The sequence below is a fragment of the Serratia sp. H1w genome, assembly GCF_000633355.1.
In the GTDB taxonomy this organism is placed as follows: domain Bacteria; phylum Pseudomonadota; class Gammaproteobacteria; order Enterobacterales; family Enterobacteriaceae; genus Chania.
On record NZ_AYMQ01000230.1, the window covers coordinates 1 to 237 of the forward strand.

Annotated in this window: 1 protein-coding gene; it reads left to right on the plus strand. The window is 54.9% G+C overall.

The window, feature by feature from the left end; genetic code table 11:
* On the plus strand, positions 1 to 155 hold a 155-nt coding region (locus U869_RS31305; RefSeq protein WP_025123952.1), incomplete at its 5' end, for a transposase domain-containing protein.
* Between the last annotated feature and the right edge of the window lie 82 nt (positions 156 to 237).

The following is a 237-nucleotide window of genomic DNA, read 5'->3' on the forward strand; positions in this document are numbered from 1 at the left end:
AAGAAACCCGGTACGGTTCACTGCTGGAAACCGCGCGATTGAACGGTCTTGAGCCGTATACGTGGTTAAAATCGGTGCTGACGCGCTTACCGGAATGGCCGGAAGATCGCCTGCACGAACTGTTACCCTTCGCAGAAAACATCTTCACGGACTAACCGGTTCTAAGTGGTGTAGAACCGGTGAACGGCGTCAATGTGAGTTGCCCGCACTATTACGTCGATCCCCCGCCGCATGTCG